Source organism: Paraburkholderia caffeinilytica (assembly GCF_046030355.1).
GTDB lineage: Bacteria > Pseudomonadota > Gammaproteobacteria > Burkholderiales > Burkholderiaceae > Paraburkholderia > Paraburkholderia caffeinilytica_B.
Genome location: NZ_JAQQCQ010000019.1, coordinates 148,932 through 166,253 on the forward strand (window position 1 = coordinate 148,932; position 17,322 = coordinate 166,253).

Genomic DNA, 17,322 nt, shown 5'->3' on the forward strand with positions numbered 1-17,322 from the left:
CGCAACCAATCAATTCGACAACGACAAATAAGGCGAGCTGAGAGGCGTAGGCGGGAACGGCTGCAACCCCGTCTGCTTGCTAAAGCTATACCGCACATAAACAGCCGCAAGCCACTCACGATATTCATAAGCATTGCCGAGCGAGGCAGTCGCCCCAAACGCCAGTTGCGGCGCCAGTTGATATTCCCCCACCGCGCTAAGCGAATACGACACGCCGGTCTTGCTTTGGCCCGGGTACTGCGCGCCACTATCCACACTCGAACCCTGGCTATTGAGTGTCCTGGCTTGCGCCGCCGCATTATTTTGAAGGTTATCGTCGAGCGGGAAGTAATTCGACGCATCCTGCCGATAATGCTGCACGCCGATCGACCCCTTCACGTCGTAAGTAAACTGGCCGTTGCGCCCAGTCCACTCCACCGGCAGATTCAGGATCATGTACTGCTGCGGACTGAAGTACCCGCCCTGACCATACGTGAAGTACGACAGGTTTTTGTTATAGGTCATCAGTGTCGTGTTCACACCGATGGTCAGCGTCTGATCGGCATCCTTCAACAGGCGCGTGTAGATGCCGCCGCCGCCTTTGACCGCGTTATTGTTCGCGACGTGATCGCCATGGTAGTTCTGGTACGCGGCGTTCGCATACAGGCCGCTGGTGCCGTCATCCCATGCAAGGCTGGCGAGGCCGCCGAAGGAGGTGACACCGCCCCACTCGAGGCCGGAGCCCGAGTCACGCGCGCCGGCATACGACAGCAAGCTGTCAGTCACCGCGCGACGGGCGACGGCCAACGAGTACGACACCTTGTCGGTAATGCCACCGTTATATTGCAAGCCGCCCACGATGTTCTTCTCGGGGAAACCGAGCGGCGTCACGCCGATATCACCATTAAGGCTGCGGCCTTCATAGCCGAGCGACAGCCCCACGCCACTCGCTGTCTGGCTGCCATAGTTGTTGGTACCCGCAACCGCGGCGGCCGCAGACGAGCTATTGGACAGCCCCGCACCGAATCGCGCGAGCGTCGATAGACTGCCCGATGCCGTGCCAGCATCCAGCGTAACCGGGGTCGCTGTCACGACAATGTGACCGTTGCCCGCCTTGATGCGCCCTTGAATGGGCGCTTCGATATCCGTCAACGTCGACAGGCCGTCTTCGCCCTCACGATTGCGGAACACGATCCCGCCCGACACGGTGCTCGACTGCTCGCGATTGACCTGCGCCAGTTCTTCGGCCACGCCGAGTGTTTGCGTATTAGCCACGTTCGGCTGCGGGTAGCTGCCGCCGTTGCCATTCGCGCCGGGTTGTTGCGGGTAATACGGCTGCGCATAACCGGTCGGCGGTTGCGGAATGTACGGTTGCTGTTGCTGCGCGTAATAGCCTGAACCTTGATTCGGATACGGCTGATAAGGCTGCTGACCGTAGGCCTGTTGCGGCGGAAGCGGTTGGTAAGGCTGCTGCGCGTAACCCTGTTGCAGCTGAGGATACGGTTGCTGGCCGTAATAAGGCTGTTGCTGCTGCGGATAGCCTTGCTGCTGCCCATACGGCGCCTGCGCATAGGCTTGTTGTGTGTTGCGGCTGTTCTTCGACGTGCTTTGCTTTTTGCCGGTCGAATGTTTGGTACCCGTGGTCGAACCCGCGTAACGCGGCTGTTGCATCGAACCGGCATTGGCTTGCGCTTCGCGTGCCGCGGGCGACATTGGCCAAGGCGTGGTTGCATAGCCGTCCGGCTGTTGCTGGTATTGCGCCTGTTGAGGATATCCACCTTGCTGCGGGTAACCGGCCTGCTGAGGATACCCACCTTGCTGCGGGTAGCCCGGCTGCTGCGAATACCCACCGTTGTACTGCTGTTGCGGCGCCTGCGGCATCGGCGGCATTTGCGTTTGCATCTGCGCCTGCCCTTGACCCGGATAAGGCTGCAACGGCGCGCCCGACTGACTCGACCCGCTGGTCTCCTGGCCGTAGCCACCCGGGCTGGCGCCGGGACGTGGCGCGTTATAGGGCACGGCAGTAGGCGCCGCGTTGGGCACATACTGCTGCGCAGGCGCCGTATAAGGCGCGACGTACGGCGCGGGCTGCGAGGGTGGCGGATAGTTCGGCACGGTCTGTGACGGCAAGGAGGACTGCGAGTACGGAAGCGACGCACGCGCGGCATTGGAGCCGCCGCCGGCAAACGCGGCATTGTCGGCGTCGGTTGGCGAGATCGTTGCGGTTTTGCCTTCGAAGGGATTGGTGCCCGGCAGCGGCGTCGCGCCGATCCGGCGCATCGCGACTTCCCAGCCACGCGGCACGTTACTCGGCCCATTGGCGCGCGGCGCGTTGGCCATCAGCGGCGTATTGGCGGCGACCAGCGAGCGTTGCAGATAGGTCGACGCGAGCGACAGCTTGCCTTCGGCGCGATACATGCGGCCGACCGTCGCCAGCACGCCAGGGTCGCTCGGCGCTGCGGCAAGCGCCTGATTGGCGAGCGATTCGGCGTAGCTGAACTGTTTCGCCCCGGCTGCCGCGGAGATCGTCGCTTGCAGCAGGTTCAGGTCGTCGGGTTTGCGTTGCAGCGCGACGCGGTAACTGGCGAGCGCATTGTGGTCGTCGCCGGCGCTCGAATAGAGGCGGCCAAGGGCGGCTTGCAGATCGGGATTGTCGGGCATCGCCGCGAGCCACGGCGCGATCACGTCGTAGGCGCTGGCGAGATCGCCGCGCTGACGCACCGCGTCGCATTGCTTGATGACGATCCCCAGATTCAGATTGCCAAAATCCGTGCGCTGCTGGGGCGTCAATTGCATCGACGCGAGGCGTCGCATCACCATGCCGAGTTCGGCTTCCTGCTGCGTGGCGGACAGAATGCCCGCGTATTGCAGCAGCAAATCGGTGTTGCCAGGCGCCGCGTTCATCGCGCTGCGCACGAGGCCCAACGCGCGATTCGGGTCGCCCGCCTGCTGATACGCGGCAGCGATCACGCCGATCAGTTCGGGGCTGGTGCCGGCGACGGGTTCGGCCGCGCGCAACGTAGCCTGCGCTTGCTGTGACTGGCCGTTGCGCGCCATCCGTGTTGCGAGGTCGGCCTGTTGATGCACCCACAGGCGGTGCTGCAAGGTCGTCATTGCGTCGGTGCGTTGCGCGGCCGGAATCCGCTCGAGCTGCGCGAGACCGGCGGCCCAGTCCTGTGTTTCCGCCGACAGCAACGCGCTCGCATACAACGCGTCGGTCATGTCGGGATGGGCGGCGAGCAATCCGTCCATCATGCTGCGCGCATTCGCAACCGCGCCCTGGCGCACGTAAATGCGCGCGAGGTCCAGACGCAGCCAGGGATCGTCGGGATCGTTGAGCAGCGCGTCTTCGAACAGGCTGCGCGCGCTGCCGAGATCGCCGCGCGCTTCGGCAGCGCGTGCCTGCGCCGCTTGTGCTTCGCCGCGCAGACGGTTGATGCCGCCGGCCTTCGATTGTTGTTCGCTGTTCAACTGATTGGCGAACTGCAGCGCTTCGTCGCCACGGCCTTGCGCAGCGAGCGAACCGACTAGGCCGCGAATCGCATCGGGATTGTCGGCCTGGCGGCGCAGCGCCATCCGGTAGGCCTGTTCCGCGCCGACCGGGTCGCCGTTCGAAAGCAGCATTTCACCGAGCAGCACCTGCGCGGTGACGTCGGAGGGATTCAGCGCGATCGCGCGTTCGAACAGCGACTTCGCCTTCGCGAATTCACCGTTGCTACGCGCGCCGATGGCGTCGCTGGTATAGGTCCAGTAGGTCGCGCTATCGAGCGCGGTTTTCCAGCGCGCCGGATTGCCGCTGCGCGAGGCGCGTTCCAGATAGTTACGGGCTTCGGCGAATTTTTCCTGCTTCAAGGCGGCGATACCCATGCCGCCGAGCGCGTCGGTGTCGTTCGGACTATTCGCCAGTACTGACGAAAACTTCGATCGCGCCGTGCCGAGGTCGCCGCGATCGAGCGCGGCGAAACCGTCGGCGATGGTGCGGCCGCGCGCGTCGCTGGCGGCATTTTCCTGGGCGCGATCGCGGGCCGTCTTGTCCTGCTCGACCATCGAATCGAAGCGTGCCTTGACTGCGGCGTCGTCGGGTGCGCCTTGCAGATAGGCTTCGTACGTCGCGGCATCGGAGGGCCGTGCGTCGAGCCACAACAGCGCCTGCCGCCAGCTCTTTTTCGCCGACGCGCCGACCGTGCTGTCGCCCGCGAGCTTCTGCAGCCGCGCGATGCCGTCACGGCGCGTCGTATCGCGATAGGTCAGATGCTGTGCGTAGGCGAGGGCGTAGCGCGGGTCGTCGGGGTTGTCGCGCGCGAGCTGTTCCAGCCCGCGGCGCGCCTGGTCCCAGCCTTGCGGCGTGGCGGAGAGCGCCTGGTAATACTCGAGTTGCAGTTCGGGCGTGGCGGGCTTGCCGTTCAGCGCGCGCTGATACTCCTGTACCGCGCTCGCGCTCTGACCGCTTTGCGCGAGCCGCCGCGCGTCGTTGACGGTCTGGTCGCGCAGACTCGATTCACCGAGACGCCGGCCCAGTTCATCCAGATTCGGGTAAGTCGGCGCGACCGCTTTCAGGCGCGCGAGATATTGCTGCGCGCCTGCGCCGTCCTTGCGGTCGGCGAGCACCATGCCCATGCCGTAGAGCGCATCAGGCTGCTTCGGATCGATGCGCAACACTTTTTGCCACGCCTGCTCGGCAAGGTCGCCGCGGTGATGCGATTGCCAGTACTTGCCCTGATCGATCAGCACGTTCAGCGGATCTTTGGATGCCTGCGCCAACGCGTCGGGCGAAGCCGCCGCCACGCAGCAGACGGCCGTGAGGCTCAGCGCGAACCGCAATGAAAACGCGAGGGCGCTCAATCGCATGCATTTCTCCAACTCGGCACGAGACGGCCGGCTTCGTCGAAACGATAGCGGCCGTCGATAAATCCGGTGCCGAACAGACCCAGCACACGATCGTAGTAAACAGGTTCGCGGCCCGGCACATGGGTGTCGAGCACGGCGAGATGCGTACGCGCGAGGCCGAGGCCGCGCTCGTCGTCGAGCGCCTTGAAGTACGGCGCGAGCGCACCCCAGTAGCTCAACGGTCCTTCGCCGCTCGCCGTACCGGTGGTCGACGATACCTTCTCGGGCGGAATGCCGGTCTGCGCCACCTTCGCGCGCATGCCGCCGAGCGCCGCAAGCCACGGTTTCGCGAGCGGATCGGCGGGTGAGGTCAGTCCGGCCCACAGATAGACGCGGATCGCGTCATAGCTGCCGGTGTCGCCTTCTTTCGGATCGACCACGAACTGGCCGTTCTGCCATGCCGCCCAGTCGGGTGCGAAGCCTTGCGGCGCGGTGGTCTTGATCAGCTTGTAGGCGCTGTCGGCGAGCTTGGCCCATGGGCCGTTCGGCAGGTCTTTGGCGAGCGCGCGCAGTACCGGCAAGGGCAGGTAGCTCGGATTCAGACGCGTCACGCCACCATTTTTGAAGCCCTGCGGACCGGGCAGCAGCATCGGGCCGACGCCCGGCAGCGTGGTCATTTCCTGGCGCGCGATCTGTGCGGCGAGCGCCTCGCCGAGTTGCGTATAACTCGCTTCATGCCACAGGCGGCCGGCTTGCAGCAGATCGTAGGCGATCCACAGGTCGGAGTCGGATGCGGAATTCGGATCGAGCACCCCGAACGAGCCGTCCGGCTTCTTGCCCCAGAGCCACGACGGCAGCCGCACGTTTTGCGGATCGAACTGATTGCCGGCGAGATTGGTGCGGGTCCAGTTCAGGAGCCGGTCAAAGGTTGCGCGGTCGTTCGCGACCAGCGCGAAGAACAGGCCGTATGACTGGCCTTCGGAGGTGGTCTTCAACTGCGGCGAAGAGTAGTCGATCACGCGGCCATCGGCCTGCACGAAGTGCTCGACGAAAATGCGGTACGCCGGCCAGTCCGTATTGCACGGACCCGTTTGGCCGGGCGTCGACGTGGTCTGCGCCACCTTGGTGATACTGGCAAAACTCGTGGCCGCCGCGAGGACCAGGCCAAAGCCGAGTCCGAGCGTCAGCGCCACGCGTGTCTTGTTGGTTCGATACCGCATACCCGTCCTGTCAGTCTTTTAGGCGGCGCGCGGCGATCGAGCGCAGCGTCCGGTAGAAGAGGCCCGCGATGATCAGCGCGGCAAGCACGCCGCCCAGCATCAGCAACAGCGGATGCGACGACAGCGCCCAGCGCAGATACTCCTGCGGCGACAAATGGCCGACATAGTACGCTTCGCCGTTCGACGTGATGGTGACGGTGCGGTCGTGGATCACGGCCATCGCGCCTTGAATCTCCGGCAGCACGTCGGCATCGAGCAGGGCGGCGGACAGATCGGCGTCCGACTGGCCGGCCGCGCTCACCAGCGCGACAGCGCTGCGGTTCTTCTGCAGCGGCGATTCGAAACCGGTCAGGAGTGCATCGCCGTTCGCGCTCACGAGCGTCAGGTCGGCGCGCGCCGGCGCGCGTTCGACGCCGCGCTCGCCATGCCACCAGTCCTCGAGCTTGAAGACCACGTCCGAGAGCGCGAAGGTGCGCGAATCGCCGTCGCTGGAGAACGGCATCGATTTGGCCCAGCGCTGCAGCAGCGGTTGCTTGCCCGGTGCGCCGAAAATCAGCAGGTCCTTGTTGGCATACTTGTCGACGTCGTCGGCCGTGCCGACGGTGACGCCATTCACCGGATAACCCGTCGATGCGCCCATGCGGCCCATGGTCAGCAGATACAGGCTGTAGTCGCTCGAATCGGCCTCGTTCGGCAGGATCACCGCGGTCTCGGAGAGGTCGGCCATCCGCGTGAACGGGAAGCCGCTGTTGGCGAATGCCGCCAGATCGGGCAGCGCCATGTAATGCGGGAACGACGACAGGTCGATGGTCGAATTCGGATCGATCGCGCCGACCACGTTTTCCAGCAGACGGCCGTGGCATTCACCCGTGTTCGGAATGTCGTAGAAGAAATGCAGGCGCACCTGCGCGCGCGGCGTCAGCAGCAGCGGCGGAATATGGATCGTGTGACGCGCTTCGGCGGTCTTGTCCGGCAAGACACGTGCGAAGTAATGGCTCAGTTCGAACACGGAGGCCGACTCTGCGGGAATCGGCAGTGCCTGCACGAAGCCGTCGTTGATGCTGACGTTCAGCGACGAACGGTCCCGCAGCGGACGCACCGTATAGCGGTAGCGCAGATCGATCGGGGCGCCCAAGGTGTGCCACATGAACAGATCGGGCGGCACGCGCAGATTGACGCGCACGGCGTCGGCGTCGTAGCCGGACACGGTCAGGTCGCGCGGGTCGGCGAGTTCGCCGAACCGCACCGGACGGTTGGTCGGCAGCCAGTTGGGCGCGTCGTAGGGCGCACGCGGCATGAGTTCGTTCAATTGCGTGATCGTCGCGCTCGGGCCGGTGAGCGTGTTCTGGCCGATGCCGAGTGATTTGGCGGCGGTTTTCAGTTCGGCCTCGGTGCGGCCGAGCACGAGCAGCAGCTTGCCGCGCGCCGGCGCTTCGCGATCCACCACCGCGATCGTCGGGCCGGAAATCGCCGGAATCGTCACGCCGGCGGGCCGTTGGTCGGTAGTCGCGAACACGACCGCGTTGCCCGACAGCGGCGCGTTATCCAGTTGCGCCGGAAACACCGCACCGCGATAGCCGGCGAGCGCGCCGAACCAGGACGCGACGATGCCGCCCGCTTCGAGTGTCGCGGCGCCGGGTTTTTGCGGGAACACGAACGGCAGTTCGAGACGGCGCACATCGCGGCGGTCGAAGAACGGCTGCGGCAGGGCGGCGAGATCCGGCTTGCTGGCGAGCGACGCATACGTCAGGTCGAGCGAACTCGCATTGCTGACGGTAGCCCACAGCGACGAATTCGCCGGGTCTTCGCAACTCGTCGTGTAGTGACCGATCAACTGCACGTTCAGGTGGTTGAATTCGGTGATGAAACGCGGATCGATCGAAACGTCGCGCGCCACCAGCATGCCGGCCTGTTCGTGCGGCACCGGCAGCGTCGCGGCGACTTCGCCGTTCACCAGCACCTTCAGCTGGGAAATATTCGCGAGCAGCGCGGGCGAGTAGCTATAGACCAGATGCAGGACCGCGCCGGTCACCACTTCGTCGCCGCGCACGGAGAACGCGACGCCGTTCTGGCCGTCGGTGCCGCGCAGTTGCAGCGGATCGCGCGCGCCGAGGTCGGCGAACGTGAGCGTTTGACGACGGCCGCCCGGCACCAGCGTGCCCGGTTCGGCGGTGGTCGGCGTTCTGATACCCAAGGCTTTCACCGACGACGCGGCGAGCGCCGGCGTAGGCGTGGCCAACTGCGCTTGTGCGAGCGCGTTCGGATCGTAGGGGACGGCGGCGCTCGGCGCGGGCACGCTGCCGACGCCAGTGGCGACGCGCACAGCGGGCGCACCAGCGGCGCCTGCCGCCGGTGACGCTTGCGACGCACTGGCGCCGCTCATGGCCGCCGCAGCCACTTCGGCCGCCGAGGCCAGCGGCGCCGCCAACGCGGTCTGCAACGCGAGCCAGCAGGCAATCCCGCGCATCAGCCGTTGCGAACGGGGGCGTCCCGGCAGACGCGCCTGTGCTTCCATCCCATTGCGCTCGTGATTCGAGCGTTCGATGTTTCCCTTCGCCATCCTGTTGCCCATAGATCAGTCTTTGGTTTTTAGCTTCTTGACGTCCACCGGACGGCTTTTCATCGAGCTTCGAAGGTCGGCATAAAGATGCTCGAAGAGCCCCACGATGCCGCGCGCGCCGACCGACAGCACATGCGACAGACCGCGCAACGGCGTGTCCTGCTGACGCCCTTCGGCCCAGCCGGTCCAGGCGTCGGCGCGCGCAAAGGTCGTCTTGACGAACTCGTACTCCTGTTCGCGTGTCATTGCCGAGAAGCGCAGGCCCACCCGGCCCGGCTCCGTGAAACCGACGGTGGCGGGGAAGGCGTATTCCTCGTCGCCGCGAAACAGCGACACGGTCACGCGTTCGTGCATCGGCACTTCGATCTTCGCGGGCAGCGCCACGCCGACGCCGCCTTCCGAGTAGTCGATGGTCTCGCAGGCGAGCGTGCGGCCGGTCGAGAACTTCAGCATCACCGGCATCGTCATCGCCACGCGGTGCACCGCGCGAATCTGCCGGCGCTCGCTGGCCGCGGCCACGCTCGCGCCGAGAATCAGCATGTTGTAGGTGGTCCAGCCGAGGTTCAGGATGGTCGTGTTCACCACACTGCGGATGTGCCAGTTCAGATAGATATGCACGATGCCGACCACGAAGCCGATCAGGTTCAGCAACAGCAGGAACAGATAGGGCCGCGAGATCGCCCAGTCGAAGTAGTTCTTCTCGATCTGGCCGCCCTTGGCCGTTACGTTGAACTTGCCGAGCTTAGGGTTGATCAGTGCGAGCAAGGTCGGCGCGGTAATGTACGACGCCAGCACCGATTCGTACACTTCGGCCCAGAACGAATGGCGGAACGAGCGCTGCATGCGCGAGTTGGTGATGCTCGCGTGGAACATGTGCGGCAATGCGTAGATCGCGATCGTGCTGGCCGCGGCTTCGATCACGTGCGCGCCAAAGAACAGATACGACAGCGGCGCCGTGAGAAACACCAGACGCGGGATGCCGTAGAAGAAGTGCATCATCGCGTTCAGATAACACAGCCGCTGGCCGATTTTCAGACCCTTGCCGGTCAGCGGATTGTCGATCCGGAAAATCTGCGTCATGCCGCGCGCCCAGCGAATCCGCTGGCCGATGTGGCCGGAGAGACTTTCGGTGGCGAGACCGGCCGCCTGCGGGATCGCCAGATAGGCGGTGGTGTAGCCGAGGCGGTGCAGCTTCAACGCGGTGTGCGCGTCTTCGGTCACCGTTTCCACCGCGATGCCGCCGATCTCTTCGACCATGGTCCGGCGCAGCAGCGCGCACGAGCCGCAGAAGAAGGTGGCGTTCCACAGATCGTTGCCGTCCTGCACGAGGCCGTAAAACAGCTCGCCTTCGTTCGGCACCTTGCGGAAGGTGCCCAGATTGCGTTCGAACGGATCGGCGGAGAAGAAGTGGTGCGGCGTTTGCAGCATCGACAGCAGCTTGTCGCGCAGGAACCAGCCGAGGCCGATCTGCAGGAACGAGCGGGTGGGGATGTGATCGCAGTCGAAGATCGCGAGGTACTCGCCCTGGGTGATCTTCAGGGCTTCATTGATGTTGCCGGCTTTCGCGTGGCGGTTGTGCGTGCGGATCGTCCAGTTGACGCCGACTTCCTCGCAGAACGCCTTGAACTCGGGACGGCGGCCGTCGTCGAGCACGTGGATCGCGATCTTGTCGGCCGGATAGTCGAGCGCGAGCGCGGCGTAGATGGTCGGCTTCACCACCGAGAGCGGCTCGTTGTAGGTCGGAATGAATACGTCGACGGTCGGCCACAGGTCGCGCGAGGCGGGCAACGGCATCGGCGTGCGCTTGAGCGGCCAGGCGGTCTGGAAGTAGCCGAGCATCAGCACGAGGGTCGAATAGACTTCGGCCGACACCAGCAGCAAGCCCCATATGGCGTCGAGCGGATGTTCCCAGTATGTCGTCGACGTGAGCCGCCAGTACATGTAGCGGCCCGACGTGACCACCGAGAGCATGATCATCACCATCGTCGCGTAACGGCCGGGCAGGCGGCGGAACAGCAGCGCCGTGACGAAGCAGCAGGTCGCGAACGTCAGTTGCTCGTAGAACGCGAGTGGCACCGTGAAGACGAAGTACAGCGTCATCAGCGCGAACAGCGTGACCAGACCCGTCACGATCCGGCTGTTCCAGAAGCGCGCGTCCACGAAGCGTTCGAGCCGCGACGGTTCGCCGGCCTCGATGTCCTGCGACTGAGACGTACTCATGCGACGTTCCTCGGCGAGACGGCGATCGCATCGACCGCCGCCATCAGCCAGTTGCCGCACGAGCGAAAGTCGGCGGCCGCCTGGCTGAGTGGATCGTAGTGAATCAGCGTGGTGTCGCAGGCGAGCGCTTCGCTCACGCCTTCGTCCAGATGGATCACGCCCGGGAAGAGCTTGTCGCCGAGCATCTGGCGCAAGACTTTGAGAACGTCTTTGGTCAACTGGCGTGACTGGTCGATCTGATTGACCACATAAGCTTCGCCTCCGAACTCGGGGCGCGGCGCCGCATACGTTTCAATCAGCCGTTCCATTAACGGAATGGCCGCGTATGAAGCCGCGTCGGCGAGCACCACGTTCAGCGTGAAGGTGGCCGCGCATAACGCCGCGCGTACATACACGGACGAACCCGGCGGGGTATCGACGATGACGATGTCGGACGCGTCGAGTTGCAGCGTTTGCAGCGCCTGCGCGAGCCACCTCGGATCCTGGTCGATATGCGCTTCGAAGCGGCGGCGATCCTCTTCGAGCACCGCGCCGTAGGGCAGCACGGTCACACCGTCCACGCCGTCGAACATCACCGATTGCCACGGATCGCCTGTCAAGGTCGCGCGCGACAAACCGTCGATGCTGTCCAGCGGCACGCCGAAATGCAGACGCAGCGCGTTCTGCGGATCGAGGTCGAGGGCAATCACGCGCCGGCCGCTTGCGGCCAGCACGGAAGCGAGATTGGCGGCGAGGGTGGTTTTCCCCACCCCGCCTTTGGCGGACACGACCGCAATGACTTTCATGAGCGACGCGGGCCGTTGACCAGCCACGAATTGGAAGCGGCGGCGGGCGTGGCGGCGCGCGGCGCACGGGCTGGCGCGGCGGCCGTTTGGGCGGGGGTGCCGCGCAGGCGATCGAAGACCGATTGCAGCGGGGCGGATTCGGCTGGCGAGGCGGCGGCGTGTTGTTGCGCCTGTTCGGGTTGCGGAGCGAACAGTTTGCCGAGGATCGAAGCAGGTGGCTTCGGTGCCGCGGGCGCCGTCGAGTAGGGACGGGCGGGCGCTTGCGCCCATGTCAGGGTGTGTGTCTGGGCGGGGGCTTGCGTCCATGCCGGGACAGGCGCCGGTGCTTGCATCCGCGTCGGCGCGAAGACCGGCGCCGGTACGGGCGCGCGCGGTGTGAGAGCCGGGATGTCGGCGCGCGGCGTCACCGCGACTGGCGGCATGCTCGCTGTGGGTTGCGGTACGGCGGGCGTGATTGGTGCAACGGCAGCCGCAGCCTGCGTGGCCACGATGGGTGCCGCATCGATCTGCGTCGCGACCGGCGCAGCCGGCGCGGTTGACGTGGCGTCGCTTTTTGTTTCGAGCGCGCCGAAACGCGAAGCGCCGCGCGACGAAGCCGGCTGAGCGGTGACGACGACCGGCGGAATATCCCGCCGATGCGAGCGCGTGAACAGCGGCGCCTTCGCGCGCGTGACCGAAGCGGTGTCCTTGGGCGCCGTGTCCTGACGATCGGCAGCGGGCGCCGGGTTTTGCGCCGATGTCTCGCCCGCAACCTCGCGACGTTGCCTGATCGCGGGAATCGTCGGCTGGGTCAGATCCAGTGTCACCAGGAGCGGCCAACGTGTGCGCGCCGAACGCGCTTCGTTTTCGCGGCCGATTTCCTGGTACGCGCTGGCGTCGCCGCCAAAATGCTCGAATAGTTTTTCGATGTCGCTCGATGAAGTCATAGTGCCACCGTCTTTTCTAAAGACTTGCGTTGTCCTGGCCAGTCCGCTTGCGCGGCCCGCTCATACAGGGTGCCGCCCCAGCCGGAACTCGATCGCGGTGTCTGCGCCGTACGCGCTCGTTTGCGCCACCGACAGGCCCTCTGCACCCAACGCGCTCAACCACGTCTGATAGACGCCTTCGAGAAACGCCGGGGTCCATGCGAGCGCCGCGTTGCCGAATGCCTGCAGCGGCGCGCAGTAATGAACGATGCGCAGAGACTCCGGCTCGTCGGACAGTTCGACGTAGCCCCAATCCATGTCATGCCAGCGCAGATTCAACACCTGAGCGAGCTCGGCCGTCGATCCGCACGCAGGCAATTGATGCGCCTCGGCAAACCGGCAGCCGACGCGATACATCAGTTGACGCAGTTCGTCCGGACCGATCTGCGCTTCGAACTCGGTCGCGAGTGCAGTCAGCATGCCGCGCCATTGTGGCGAGACTTGGCGTTCCAGCAGGTAATCGAGAATTGGGACCATATTTTCCGGGAAATAGCCGCTGCTTCAAACCGCGAACAAAACGGGCGCTGACGGCCGAACAATTGAAAGTGTTACGGGAAGGCGCGCATTGCACGCGTCCTAGGTTATTTTTACCGAGTTGGTCTGCTCTATCCGCCACACTTCGCAGAAGTCTACTTAAGACATTAACTTTTAGCCACTTTACATTCGTCTGCTTTATACGCGCAAACGGTTGCGGCAGATGCCTTTCGCGGCGTAATTTTTGCCGCATGAATTGGCTGCCCGCTTTTCCATCGTGGATGCCCGGCGCGAATGTGTTTTTCGATTGATTGATTAACGGCAGATGGCGCCGATGTTTTCGCTTTCCGGTTTCATGCTAAATGCAACGATTTGAGTCGGGTTACGCGGGTTGCGCCGGACATTTGCCGCAGCCGGAAGCGCTTGTTGAATCTTTCCGGCTCGCTGCGCCCCCAACTGTCATCTGGACCAGTAAGCTTATGGATTGGCGCCGCCTGGCTCTGCGCGCACCGGCCCACACGGCGCGGAACACAAGCGCGCACAGGCACACGCAGGGGCGTGATGCGCTATGACGATGCCGTTTGATTTAAAACAACAATGCTCAATCCACTCACTATCCTGGCCGTCACGATTCTGTCCGGCGCCATGGGAATCGCCGTGCTCGGCTCGCTATGGCGGGCGGCGATACCGGGTGTCGGCTACTGGATCTCGGCCAATACCATCGCGATCGTGGCGCTCCTTGCCTTTGCGTCGCAAGGACATGCGTCGCGCTGGCTGACTTTCGTGGCGGCCAACGAACTGCTGGCCATTTCGCTGCTGTTGGTCCTGGAAGGCTGCTACCGTTTTCTGGGGCGTCGCACGCGACCTTGGGCTGCCTATGCCGGTGCGCTTCTTGTGCTGATCGGTGTTATCTACTGGACCTTCATCACGCCGGACTTCAACGCGCGGGTGACGGTGACCTCGGCGTTTCATGCGGGCCTCTACGCCATGCTCGCCGTGACAATGCTGCGCGACCGCCCCTCGAACCGGCCACGCTATAGCTACTATTTTCTTGCGGTAGCGGCCGTGCTGTTATGCGCAGGACATGCCTCGCGCGGCATCATGTACGGCTTCGGCACGCTGATGCAGACCGGCTTGATGCAGGTGACGCCGAGCAATGTCGCTTTTCTCGCACTCGGTATTCTCGCGCCGCCTTCCATTTCGATCGGCGTGGTGTTGCTGGCGCACGATCGTCTCGCCGAGCGGCTCGAGCGGCTGGCCAATATCGACGACCTGACGGGCGCGTTGTCGCGCCGGGCGTTTCTCGCGGTCGGCGACGCGCTGCTGAAGGCGTCGTCGCGCACCGCCTCGCCGGTGGCGATGGCGATTATCGATATCGATTCGTTCAAGGTGGTCAACGACGGCCATGGCCATGCCGCCGGCGACCGGGTGTTGCGCCACTTCGCGGGCTTTGTCACCCGTAATCTGCGGGGCGGCGACGTATTCGGGCGGCTGGGCGGCGAAGAGTTCGGCGTGCTGTGCCCGGCAACCACCACGGCCGAAGCAGTGCGCCTGATGGAGCGTCTGCGGGTCCGGCTCGCGGCGGCTGCGCCAGCCGAGTTGCCGCGTGAACTGAAGTACACCTTCAGCGTCGGCGTGGACCAGCATCGGCAGGATGAATCGCTCGCCCAGCTGATGGCGCGGGCCGACGGCGCGTTGTACGCCGCCAAGGCCTCGGGCCGCGATCGTGTAATGGCGGCGTAATCTTTAAGAAGCGGAGCGCAATACTATTTGCGGGCAGGGCATAAATATTTATCAGACGGTTGCCGTTATCCATTGGTGGAGTAACCGGAGCCAGCCTGATAGCTATCAATATGCTTTCCACCTCAACGAAGCAACTGTCCGATCCCGGTTTGCGCGATCGTTTTCATCGACGCTCGCTGGAACATCAGCGTCCACTGTCGACGGTCACGATGGCGTTTACAGTTGTCGCGTTCCTGTGTCTGGTGGGCGCGCGCAATATGGTCAGCGGTCCGGCGACGCCGCTTGCTTACCGGCTCGCCTGTGCGCTGGTGCTTGCCCTGCTGGTGATGGCGATTCCGCGCGCCGGCTCGACCAGCACCTTCGGTGCCATCGGCGTCGCGTACTCCCTGGTGCTGGTGGCGGGCCTTGCGCTGAACGTCTCCGGCGTCGAACAACCGTTGTTGTGGATGCTGCCCGCCATGGTGGTGATCCCGGTCTGCGCCGCGCCGCTCTGGCTCACGCCGCTGCATTTCTTCGTCGGCAGTACGCTCTTCTATGGGACTGCGCTTGCCTTTCTGTTCGGCGATCTGCGCACGCATGACGTCGATGTCGTCGTGTGGATGTGGATCGTGGCGATTGGCATGCCGACCTCCGCGGTGTTTCACTTCGGCTTCTACCGGTTCCGGCGCAATCACTTTCTGCTCGAGAGCCAACTGGCGCAGCTCGCCGCGACCGATCCGCTGACCGGCTTGCAAAATCGCCGCGCGTTCGTGAAGCAGGGCGAGCGCCGCCTTGAGACGACGATGCCCGGGGCGCGGGTCAGCGCGATTTTTCTCGACATCGACAGTTTCAAATCGCTGAACGACCGCTTCGGCCATGCGATCGGCGATCATGCGCTGTACCAGGTCGCTCAGGTGCTGATGGAGGAAACCTCCGCGGACGACAGCGTGAGCCGGATCGGCGGCGAGGAGTTCGCCGTGCTGCTGCGCGACGGGCTGGCGGGTGCGCTGGCGCTGGCCGAGCGCCTGCGCGGCGCGATTGCCGCGATCGAACGGCCGGACGGCTATCTGACGGCGAGCTTCGGCGTGGCTGAACACCGGAGCGGCGAAAGCATCATGGTGCTGCTCGATCGCGCCGACGAAGCCTTGCTGCGCGCCAAACATTCAGGCAGAAACCGCGTATGCGCTGAACGCGCGCTGCCGATCGAGCCGCTGCAGATGCTCGCCGGCGACGGGTTGGCGGAAGACGGGGCGCTGGCGCGGCGGCACCGCTGGGAGGACTACTACCTGACCTCGCACTTCCAGCCGCTCTACAGTTTGTCGCATCAGAAGCAGGTGGGATTCGAGGCGTTGCTGCGCGGCGAGCAGGCCGACGGCACGCTGGTGCCGCCCGTGGTGCTGTTCGCGCCGAAGCCCTCCAGTGACGAAGGCGCGCTCGATCGCGCGAGTCATGCCGTGCATTTGTGCAATGCGCGCAAATCGCTGCCTGGCGATGCGTGGCTGTTCCTCAATATTCTGCCGGCCACGTTTATCGCCGAGGGTTACGCGGATCAGCTCGCCATGACCGTGCGGGCGGTCGGGCTCGAACCTGAGCGGGTGATTCTCGAGATTCTGGAATCGCATGGCGGCAGCGTCGACGACATGTCGCGGGCGGCGGCTTTGTACCGCGAGCATGGTTTTCTGATTGCCGTCGACGATTTCGGCGCGGGTCAATCGAACCTCGACCGGTTGCTCCGGATTCGCCCGGATCTCGTGAAACTCGACGGCGAGCTGATTCGTGCGACCAGTCATGGCACCGAGCAGCCGATCTTGCCGAAGCTGGTTTCGCTGCTGCATCAGGCGGGGATGCTGGTGGTGGTTGAAGGTGTGGAGACCACGGAGGAGCTGATTCTCGCTGTGGAATCGAATGTGGATTTTGCGCAGGGTTTTTTGCTCGGGCGGCCGGCGGCCGAGATTGCGCCGCCTGAGTCGGTGCATCGGCGGATCGATGATGCGTTTGATGTGATTGCCCAGGGGAGGGCGCATCAGTATGCGTTGTTCGAGTCGGAGGTGGAGCCTTACCGGGCTGCTTTGAGGCTGGCTGCGGATGCTTTGCTGGCCGGTGTTTCGATGGGTGAGGCGTTTGCTTTTCTGGCTACGTTTGATCGCGCTATCAGCTGTTTTATTCTCGATGATTCGGGGCGGCAGATCGGGCATGAGGTGCGGGGGCCGGCGTGGCGTGGTGATGGGGCTTCGCTGCAGCCGGTGGCGAATCCGCGGGATGCGCGGTGGGATCATCGGCCTTATTTTCGTAATGCGGTTTTGTTGCCTGGGGTGGCTGTGGCTAGTAATCCTTATCTTTCTTTGGCTAGTGGGCGGCCGTGTGTGGCGGTTACGTTGGCTGTGCAGTTTGCTGCTGAGCGGTCTGTTATTGGGGTGGAGTTGGATTGGTCGGTGGTGGGGTTGCCTTGGCCGGCGGGGGAGTGAATTTTTTTTTGTGGTTGGTTTTGGTTTTTTTTAATTGTTAGTGGGATATTTGGGGCGCAGCTTGTGTGGGCGGCTTGCGGTGTTGGCCTTTTCTTGAATTGTTCG

The 17,322-nt window shown here is 64.3% G+C and carries 9 protein-coding genes; 2 read left to right on the top strand and 7 right to left on the bottom strand.

All coding sequences use genetic code 11. The features are described 5' to 3' along the window. Window positions 1-9: 9 nt before the first annotated feature. The 7 genes from PQQ95_RS25900 to bcsD are packed head-to-tail and all read right to left on the bottom strand — an operon-like array spanning window position 10 to window position 13,033. Window positions 10-4,827, bottom strand: a complete 4,818-nt coding sequence (locus tag PQQ95_RS25900; protein WP_408442316.1) for a cellulose synthase subunit BcsC-related outer membrane protein — start codon at window positions 4,825-4,827, stop codon at window positions 10-12. After that, a complete protein-coding gene (bcsZ, locus tag PQQ95_RS25905; protein WP_408442318.1) occupies window positions 4,818-6,026 on the bottom strand; it encodes a cellulose synthase complex periplasmic endoglucanase BcsZ in 1,209 nt (402 codons plus the stop codon). Before bcsZ ends, PQQ95_RS25900 begins: the two co-directional genes overlap by 10 nt. A 10-nt stretch (window positions 6,027-6,036) precedes the next feature. Beyond that, the gene (gene bcsB, locus PQQ95_RS25910; protein WP_408442321.1) at window positions 6,037-8,598 is read right to left on the bottom strand and encodes a cellulose biosynthesis cyclic di-GMP-binding regulatory protein BcsB; all 2,562 of its coding nucleotides are present in this window, start codon (window positions 8,596-8,598) and stop codon (window positions 6,037-6,039) included. Between the two features lie 3 nt (window positions 8,599-8,601). After that, window positions 8,602-10,806, bottom strand: a complete 2,205-nt coding sequence (gene bcsA, locus PQQ95_RS25915) for a UDP-forming cellulose synthase catalytic subunit (protein WP_408442324.1) — start codon at window positions 10,804-10,806, stop codon at window positions 8,602-8,604. Further along, entirely contained in the window at window positions 10,803-11,591 is a 789-nt protein-coding gene (gene bcsQ, locus PQQ95_RS25920) for a cellulose biosynthesis protein BcsQ (protein ID WP_408442327.1), read from the bottom strand. The genes bcsA and bcsQ overlap by 4 nt, the downstream gene beginning before the upstream one ends. Continuing rightward, on the bottom strand, window positions 11,588-12,517 hold the full coding sequence (bcsP, locus tag PQQ95_RS25925; protein WP_408442330.1) for a cellulose biosynthesis protein BcsP: 930 nt from the start codon (window positions 12,515-12,517) through the stop codon (window positions 11,588-11,590). The genes bcsQ and bcsP overlap by 4 nt, the downstream gene beginning before the upstream one ends. A 60-nt stretch (window positions 12,518-12,577) precedes the next feature. Next, window positions 12,578-13,033, bottom strand: a complete 456-nt coding sequence (gene bcsD, locus PQQ95_RS25930; RefSeq protein WP_408442333.1) for a cellulose biosynthesis protein BcsD — start codon at window positions 13,031-13,033, stop codon at window positions 12,578-12,580. Window positions 13,034-13,627: 594 nt separating this feature from the next. Between bcsD and PQQ95_RS25935 the strand changes: the two genes are divergently transcribed. Beyond that, window positions 13,628-14,773, top strand: a complete 1,146-nt coding sequence (locus PQQ95_RS25935; protein ID WP_408442336.1) for a GGDEF domain-containing protein — start codon at window positions 13,628-13,630, stop codon at window positions 14,771-14,773. Between the two features lie 110 nt (window positions 14,774-14,883). After that, window positions 14,884-17,217, top strand: coding sequence for an EAL domain-containing protein (locus PQQ95_RS25940; RefSeq protein ID WP_408442339.1), 2,334 nt, complete (start codon window positions 14,884-14,886; stop codon window positions 17,215-17,217). Window positions 17,218-17,322: the final 105 nt, after the last annotated feature.